The sequence below is a fragment of the Streptococcus danieliae genome, assembly GCF_009767945.1.
Taxonomy (GTDB): domain Bacteria; phylum Bacillota; class Bacilli; order Lactobacillales; family Streptococcaceae; genus Streptococcus; species Streptococcus danieliae.
In genome coordinates this window covers 1-8,081 of the sequence record NZ_WSRS01000078.1, presented here as the reverse complement: position 1 = coordinate 8,081, position 8,081 = coordinate 1, and the positions used below count along the sequence as shown (strand labels likewise).

Annotated in this window: 8 protein-coding genes; 2 read left to right on the top strand and 6 right to left on the bottom strand. The window is 45.6% G+C overall.

What is annotated here, in order from left to right; genetic code table 11:
* Nucleotides 1-196: 196 nt before the first annotated feature.
* The 5 genes from nusB to uvrA all read right to left on the bottom strand — a co-directional run bounded on the left by nusB (nt 197) and on the right by uvrA (nt 5,545).
* Nucleotides 197-634 carry a transcription antitermination factor NusB gene (gene nusB / locus E5983_RS07605; RefSeq protein ID WP_160333269.1) on the bottom strand — a complete coding sequence of 146 codons (438 nt, stop codon included), beginning with the start codon at nt 632-634 and terminating at the stop codon, nt 197-199.
* On the bottom strand, nt 627-1,013 hold the full coding sequence (locus E5983_RS07600; RefSeq protein WP_160333268.1) for an Asp23/Gls24 family envelope stress response protein: 387 nt from the start codon (nt 1,011-1,013) through the stop codon (nt 627-629). The genes nusB and E5983_RS07600 overlap by 8 nt, the downstream gene beginning before the upstream one ends.
* Before the next feature lie 12 nt (nt 1,014-1,025).
* Nucleotides 1,026-1,586, bottom strand: coding sequence for an elongation factor P (efp, locus tag E5983_RS07595; protein ID WP_160333267.1), 561 nt, complete (start codon nt 1,584-1,586; stop codon nt 1,026-1,028).
* A gap of 61 nt (nt 1,587-1,647) precedes the next feature.
* Nucleotides 1,648-2,709, bottom strand: a complete 1,062-nt coding sequence (locus tag E5983_RS07590) for a M24 family metallopeptidase (protein ID WP_160333266.1) — start codon at nt 2,707-2,709, stop codon at nt 1,648-1,650.
* A 4-nt stretch (nt 2,710-2,713) separates the two neighbouring features.
* Entirely contained in the window at nt 2,714-5,545 is a 2,832-nt protein-coding gene (uvrA, locus tag E5983_RS07585) for an excinuclease ABC subunit UvrA (RefSeq protein WP_160333265.1), read from the bottom strand.
* A 157-nt stretch (nt 5,546-5,702) separates the two neighbouring features.
* Here uvrA and E5983_RS07580 point away from each other — a divergent pair, with 157 nt between their 5' ends.
* The gene (locus E5983_RS07580; RefSeq protein ID WP_160333264.1) at nt 5,703-6,647 is read left to right on the top strand and encodes a magnesium transporter CorA family protein; all 945 of its coding nucleotides are present in this window, start codon (nt 5,703-5,705) and stop codon (nt 6,645-6,647) included.
* Nucleotides 6,648-6,661: 14 nt separating this feature from the next.
* Nucleotides 6,662-7,333: a DUF1129 domain-containing protein gene (locus E5983_RS07575; RefSeq protein WP_160333263.1), complete on the top strand. Its 672-nt coding sequence runs from the start codon at nt 6,662-6,664 to the stop codon at nt 7,331-7,333.
* A 65-nt stretch (nt 7,334-7,398) separates the two neighbouring features.
* On the opposite strand, the gene E5983_RS07570 is transcribed toward E5983_RS07575, so the two are convergent.
* Nucleotides 7,399-8,081, bottom strand: a 683-nt coding sequence (locus tag E5983_RS07570; RefSeq protein ID WP_237397604.1) for a low temperature requirement protein A, incomplete at its 5' end; no start/stop codon positions are given.

The window sequence follows — 8,081 nt, the reverse complement described above, 5'->3', positions numbered from 1 at the left end:
TTTTTTTTCACTTATCAGTTTACTAGGAATTGCTTTTTTTTGCACTCTGAATTACAAAAAAAGTTGCATGGAGAGCAAGCTTTCCACACAACTTATTATAGAACCTTATTAAAAACAGGAGAGGATTCCAAAGTTCAGGAACTCTCCTCTTAAAACACAAAAGAGAGGCTCACCAATGGCCTCTCTTTTCTAGTTCCTAAGCATCTGCCTCGTCCACAACATAGGCCGACAAGACCCCATTGACAAAGCCAGCTGATTTTGGTTCTGAGAAGGTCTTAGCCAACTCTACCGCTTCGTTAACTGCAACGATAGCTGGGGTTTCTTCAAAGTAAAGCATTTCAAAGAGCCCGAGACGCAGGATATTTTTCTCAACTAAAGTAAGGCGGTCCACAGTCCAACCAGCCTTCAACTTGGCTGCAATTTTCTGATCCAAGTCAGCCTGGTGATTCTGAACCCCCTGGACAAGATTGAGGAGGAAGACTGGAACTTCACGTTCCTCTTCAACTTCTTCCTTATCATAGTTATAAGCAAAAGCGACCAGGCCTAGAGAATCCTCTTGAAACTCCAAACCAATCAAAGTTTGAAGGGCCCGTTCACGTAAATCACGACGAGTTTCCTGTTGTCCCTTAACCATTTAGGAAGTCCTCATTGAAAAGGTCTTTCAAGTCTGGTTTCGGTGTTTTTTCAGGAACGATACCAGCCACATGGAGATTCACCGCAGCCAATTCCATCTCTAGATAATTCCGGACAGCTGTTTTGACTGTTTTTTGAATTTCCAAAGCCAGATTAGGGACCGATACCCCATATTCAAGGTAGAGATAGATATCCACAACCTTTTCATCCGCCTGCATATTTTCAATATAAACACCCCGGCTAGAGCTATTTTTCATCAAGCTGTCCGACATGTTTTTATTGGCAAAGGAATGGACCCCATCCACTTTAGCTGTTGCAATCGCGATGATTTTTTCTAAGACCCGAGGGGCAATAATAATGTCACCTGATTGTTGCGTCATAACTGGTCCTTTCTAGGCACGGGATACGTAAGTACCTTCTTGGGTATTGATAATCAATTTTTGACCAATTTCGATAAAGTCTGGAACATTAACCACCAAACCAGTTTCAAGTGTCGCTGGTTTACCAGAACCTGTAACAGTAGCACCTTTAATAGAAGGTTGAGTATCTGTAACCGTCAATTCAACTGTTGTCGGTACCGTTACCCCAATCACTTCTGTTCCGTAGAACTGGATTTTCACTTCTGAGTTTTCCAAAATGAAACGCAGCTCATCTTGAACAGCTACAGTTGGAATTTCATATTGCTCAAAGCTCTCTGTATCCATGAAGTAAGCTGTATCATCCATTTGGTAAAGGTAAGTCGCTGTACGACTTTCGATAATCGCTTGTTCGAATTTTTCATCTGGACGGTAAGTCGTGTCAAAAGTTGAACCACTACGAACATCGCGCAACTTCATCCGCATAACCGTATTTCCCTTACCTGGTTTGTGGTGGCTGGCTTCCAATACACGCAACAATTTTCCATCTGCCGCTACGAAAGTCATCCCAGCTCTTAATTTACTTGCATCAATCATGCTTGAATACCTCTTCAATTATAATTTTTTCTCTTCATTCTATCACAATTCAAGGCAAAGCTCAAATGATGATCAGCTCCTTAGGCGCCTTAGTTAAAACCTGGCAGCCCTCTTCCTGGATCCAAAGGTCATCTTCAATCCGCAGACCATATTTGCCATCCAAGTAAATACCAGGCTCATCGGTCACGACCATACCAGATTGAAGCCGGTCCTCTGAGCCAGCCCTGAAGAAGGGTTCTTCATGGACCTCGAGCCCCATCCCATGGCCAATTGAATGGCTAAAGGCTGGGCCATAGCCAGCCTGGTCAATTAAAGAGCGAGCAGCCTGGTCAAAGTCTGTCAAAAGCATTCCGGCCTTAGCTTGAGCAATAACCGCCTGGTTGGCATCCAAAACCAATTGATGCAGAGCAGCCTGCTCATCCTGAACATGGTCTAGGTAAATAGTCCGGGTCATGTCGGATGCATAGTGTTGGAAGACACAACCAAAATCCAAGGTAAGAGTATCTCCGGACTCCAACTGACGCTGACCTGGATGGGCATGCGGCATAGCAGAATTCGGACCAGAAGCCACAATCGAATCAAAGGACAAACCACTCGCCCCTAACTCCCGCATCCGGAAATCCAAGAAGGTCGCAATTTCCAATTCTGTTTGCCCAATCTTGATGAACTCTAAGGCATCGATAAAGGCTTGATCAGAAATCTTACAAGCTTCTTGGATAATCGCAATCTCAGATGCGTCCTTGATCAAGCGTAAACCTTCCACAACATTGGCTTCCGCCACCAGTTCCTGGTCTGCCAAACGCTTGGCCAACTCTTGGTAATAATGATACGGTACATTGGGTTCAAAACCAATCCGCTTCAAACCTCGATCCTGGACAATCCCTGCCACCTCTGCCAGTTCCGCACGTGTTTCCACAAAATCAATGGCTGGATCAAGGATCGCCTTAGCCGCTAGGGTATAGCGTGAATCGGTGAAAAAGGTCACTGCCTCTGGCTCTACAAACAGGGTCGCATTAGAACCTGAAAAGCCTGTTAAATAATAAATATTGGTCAGATTATTCACCAAAAAACCATCCAACCCACGCGCCACAAGCTCCGCCTGTAATTTTTTCAATCGTTTCATAAACCTAAGCCCCCTCTAATTTTGCCTGTAAATAACGACCTGTATGACTGGCAGGGTTGGCTGCCACTTCTTCCGGAGTTCCAACCGCGACAATCTGACCGCCGCCAACTCCACCTTCCGGTCCCAAGTCAATAATGTGATCCGCCGTTTTAATCACATCCAAGTTATGTTCAATGACCAAGACCGTATTTCCTTCTTCGACAAAACGCTCCAAAACCTTCAAGAGACGCGCAATATCTTCGGTATGTAAGCCAGTGGTCGGCTCATCCAAAATATAGAAAGACTTACCATTTGAGCGCTTATGCAATTCAGAAGCCAATTTCATCCGTTGGGCCTCACCACCAGACAGAGTCGTCGCTGGCTGCCCCAGGGTCACATAACCCAAACCGACATCCTTAATGGTCTGCAACTTCCGCTGGATTTTTGGAATATGCTGGAAGAAGTCAACCGCATCGTTCACCGTCATGTCCAAGATTTCCGAAATATTTTTCTCTTTATAATGAACTTCCAGGGTTTCGCTGTTGTAACGGGTTCCATGACAGACCTCACAGGGAACATAGACATCTGGGAGGAAGTGCATCTCAATCTTGATAATCCCATCTCCAGAGCAGGCCTCACAGCGTCCTCCCTTGATATTAAAACTAAAGCGACCTTTCTTGTAGCCTCGAATCTTCGCCTCATTGGTTTGGGCAAAGAGATCCCGAATATCGTCAAAGACACCTGTATAGGTCGCTGGATTGGAGCGGGGTGTCCGCCCGATGGGACTCTGGTCAATGTCAATCAACCGCTCGACCTGGTTAATCCCAGTAATCGTTTTAAATTTCCCTGGTTTGTCCGAGTTGCGATTGAGCTTTTGGGCCATGGCCTTCTTAAGAATAGAGTTGACCAAGGTCGACTTACCAGATCCAGAAACCCCCGTTACAGCCACAAATTTCCCTAGGGGGAAAGAAGCAGAAACATTTTTCAGATTATTTTCACTAGCTCCTGTCACCTCAATGGTCTGGCCATTTCCCAGACGGCGTTCTTGAGGAACTGGGATGGAGCGTTTGCCAGATAGGTACTGACCAGTCAAGGAATTGGGATCCTGGGCCACCTGGTCTGGAGTCCCTGCAGCCACAACCTGCCCACCAAACATACCTGCACCTGGACCAATATCAATCAACCAGTCCGCTGCCCACATGGTGTCTTCGTCATGCTCAACGACAATCAGAGTATTCCCCAAATCCCGCATTTTCTTCAGGCTATCGATCAGACGATCATTGTCCCGTTGGTGCAAGCCGATCGATGGCTCATCCAAGATATAAAGGACACCACTCAGGTTGGAACCAATTTGGGTCGCCAGACGAATCCGCTGACTTTCTCCCCCAGAGAGGGTGCCAGCTGTCCGTGAGAGGGTCAGATAATTCAAACCAACATTGTTGAGGAAGGACAGACGGTCGTGAATCTCTTTAACAATCGGCTTAGCAATTGTTGCCTCGGTCTCGGTTAAGGTGAGACCTTCAACATAAGCCAAGTGATCAGCAACGGATAAATCTGAGACCTGCCCGATATTCAAGCCATCCTCTCCACCAACACGAACCGACAAAGCTGGTGGATTCAAGCGATAACCTTTACAGCTTCCACAGGTCAGCTCATTCATATAGGTCCGCATGACATTTCGAGTGTAGTCACTGCTCGTTTCCCGGTAACGACGGCTAATATTATTGGCCACCCCTTCAAAAGGAATTTCAATATCCCGAACCCCACCAAACTCATTCTCATAGTGGAAGGCAAATTCCCGGCCACCAGACCCAAAAAGAATCAAGTCCTTGTCCTCTTGCGAGAGCTCCTCAAAAGGGGTATCCATGTCAATACCAAAGGCAGTCATGGCCTGCTCCAACATTTGTGGATAGTAGTTAGACGAAATCGGATTCCAGGGAGCCAGGGCACCTTCTCTTAAGGTCTTAGCAGGATCAGGGATAACAATATCCAAGTCTACTTCTAACTTCATCCCCAAACCGTCACAGATAGAACAAGAGCCAAAGGGAGCATTAAAGGAGAAAAGACGCGGTTCCAACTCAGGAACTGTAAAACCACAAACTGCACAAGCATAGTGTTCCGAAAAGAGCAGCTCCTTGCCATCCATAGTGTCAATTACCAGATAGCCTTCGGACAAACGGAGAGCTGCCTCGATGGAATCAAAGAGCCTAGAGCGAATCCCATCTCGAAGGACAATCCGGTCCACAACAATCTCAATATCGTGCTTCTTGCTTTTTGAAAGCTCCGGTACTTCCGTGACATCATAGATGTCTCCATCCACGCGAACTCGAACATAGCCATCTTTTTGGATTTTAGCCAGGAGATTCTTATGTTGCCCTTTCTTCTTACGAAGTACAGGGGATAGAACCTGCAGGCGCTGCCCTTCCGGCAACTCCAAAACCTGGTCGACAATCTGCTCAACTGAAGAGGCCTCAATGGCTCCATGACCATTGATACAGTAAGGAGTCCCTACACGGGCATAAAGCAAGCGGAGGTAATCATTAATTTCAGTAATGGTTCCGACTGTTGAACGGGGATTTTTACTGGTTGTTTTCTGGTCGATGGAGATGGCAGGACTGAGACCTTCAATCGAATCCACGTCCGGCTTGTCCATATTCCCTAAAAATTGACGGGCATAGGCTGATAAGGATTCAACATAACGCCGCTGTCCTTCCGCATACAAGGTGTCAAATGCCAGGCTGGACTTTCCCGAGCCAGACAAGCCGGTCACAACAACCAGCTGGTCACGGGGGATGGTCACATCGATATTTTTTAAATTATGGGCGCGTGCGCCATGAATAACAATTTTATCCTGCATACAATCCTCACTTTTTCTATTCTATCCATTATACCAAAAATACCCTAAAAACTGGGCTTAAAACCAATGATTCAAACGTCTTACAGGAGTAGAAAAAGCTTGATTTTGACCTTATTTAGGATATAATGTAAGAGAATGAGAAAAGAAGGAGGGGATCATGAGACAGGTATTTTTATCCACAACAACACAATTCAAGGAAATTGACCACATGGAGTCTGGTTCTTGGATCAACCTGATTAATCCCACTCAGAGTGAATCGATTGAAGTCGCCAATGAATTTGACATTGATATCACCGACCTAAGAGCCCCTCTCGACCTGGAAGAGATGTCTCGTGTGACCATTGAGGATGATTATACCCTGATTATCGTCGATGTCCCGATTACCGAAGAACGGAACAATAAAATTTATTATGTCACCATCCCCTTGGGAATTATTTTAACGGATGATGTCATTATCACCACCTGTCAAGAAAATATCCCCCTTTTGGATGTATTTGTGCAACGACGCCTGCGGAATTTTTACACCTTTATGCGCTCCCGTTTCGTTTTCCAAATCCTCTACCGCAATGCGGAACTCTACCTAACCGCCTTGCGGTCGATTGACCGCAAATCCGATCAAATTGAGACAGTCCTTTTGGAAGCTCCCCGCAATGAGGAATTGATTGAGCTCATGGAATTGGAAAAAACCATTGTCTACTTTAAAGCCTCTTTGAAAACCAATGAGCGCGTGGTTCGCAAATTAACCTCTTCTTCTTCAACCATCAAAAAATACTTAGAGGATGAAGACCTCTTGGAAGATACGCTCATTGAAACCCAGCAGGCGATTGAGATGGCGGATATTTACGGAAACATTTTACGGAGCATGACAGACACCTTTGCTTCCATCATCTCCAACAACCAGAACAATATTATGAAGACTCTGGCCTTGGTGACTATTGTGATGTCCATTCCGACCATGATTTTCTCGGCTTATGGTATGAACTTTAAGAACAATGATATGCCCCTCAATGGAGAGCCACATGCCTTTTGGATTATTATTGCTATTGCCTTTGCAATGAGCCTCTCCATGACACTTTACTTAATTCATAAAAAATTGTTCTAAGAGAAAGGAATTTTATGTCGTTTGAACACCTAACCAAAAAGAATCAACAGTATATCCGGACCGTGCAAAAACTCTTGGAACAAGCTGGTAAGTCCCCTGAGGAAATCGAAAGCCTCCTTGCAAGTATCCTACCCGATATTGAGGAGAAACAGGATCGTGGCTTCACCGCTCGAGCCCTCTATGGCACCCCTACCCAATGGGTTCGCAGCCAACTTTCTGAAAGTCCCTCTGAAAACTCGAAACCAGCTGTAATCAACGACAATCCTTGGCTCATGTGGTTGGAATCCACCCTTTTCCTCCTAGCCTTTGTTGGACTTGGAATCGGACTGATCAACCAGTTTGTCCCAGGAAGTACCAGCTACGGACTCCTAACCCTGATCAGCATGACGACAGGGGGGGGAGCGGTTTTCTACGCCCTCTACCACTTTATCTACCGCTACTATGAACCTCAGTATGAAGGTCAACGCCCCAATGTTCGCCGTGGCTTCCTCTTTGTAGGCCTTGTCCTCCTAGCCTGGATCGCCCTTATCACCATCTCTGAAAGCCTCCTAACCGGTATCAACCCACCCCTACCAAGCATGGTTCTCATCCTCATCGGAATCGTAGCCTTCACCCTCCGCTGGTGGCTCATGCGCACCTACAATATCAAAAATGCCCGCATGAACCCTCGCCGTCAAGCCTTCTAAAAAATGCATACCCTCCTTGGGATGCATTTTTTTGACCTCTATTTTGAAAAATCTCGTGGATTAACTCAAGGATCCGGCTGAGATACTTGATGAATCTTCCTCAGCCTTTTCCTAGAAATGTAAAAGTAAACCCCTAACGCGTAAGAACCAATGATCAAAGCAAGTCCTGTTCCTACTACATTTGTTCCGACAAAAATCAAAGCCAGTAGGGTCGCGAGACCAAGACTCCAAAGAATCAACCGGTCGCCTTTTTGCAAGCGATACATAGACTGGTTAAAAACAGTTGTTCCATAAGTTCCCAGATAGAACAAGGCAACTCCAACAACCAACATCCAATACCCTAACTCTGCATGGTGGCTATCCGCCAGTAGCTCTGTTGACAGGGTGAACATATTAATCTCTATCACAATAATCAAATGCAAGTAAAAGAGGAAACCAACCGGACGCTTGGATTTGTGATCAACTCCTAAGAAGGTCTGCGACATATAGTTGATAAACATACAGGCCATTCCAAAGAAAAGCAAGGCGCTCGACAAGAAGTTTTCACCTAAAGAATAGGTTCCAATAATCGCAATCACCGCCTCACCAAAAGACAAGATTGTGATTAACTGACCCCGCTCCACTGCATGCGGAAATTTGGTCGGTAGTTCTTCTTGCCCCCTATAAAAGAATATGATGGGAGTAATGGAGAAACCTTTCATGAGCCATTCAACTTGTTCAGAATTCAGCTCTTTTACCTCCTTTTCAT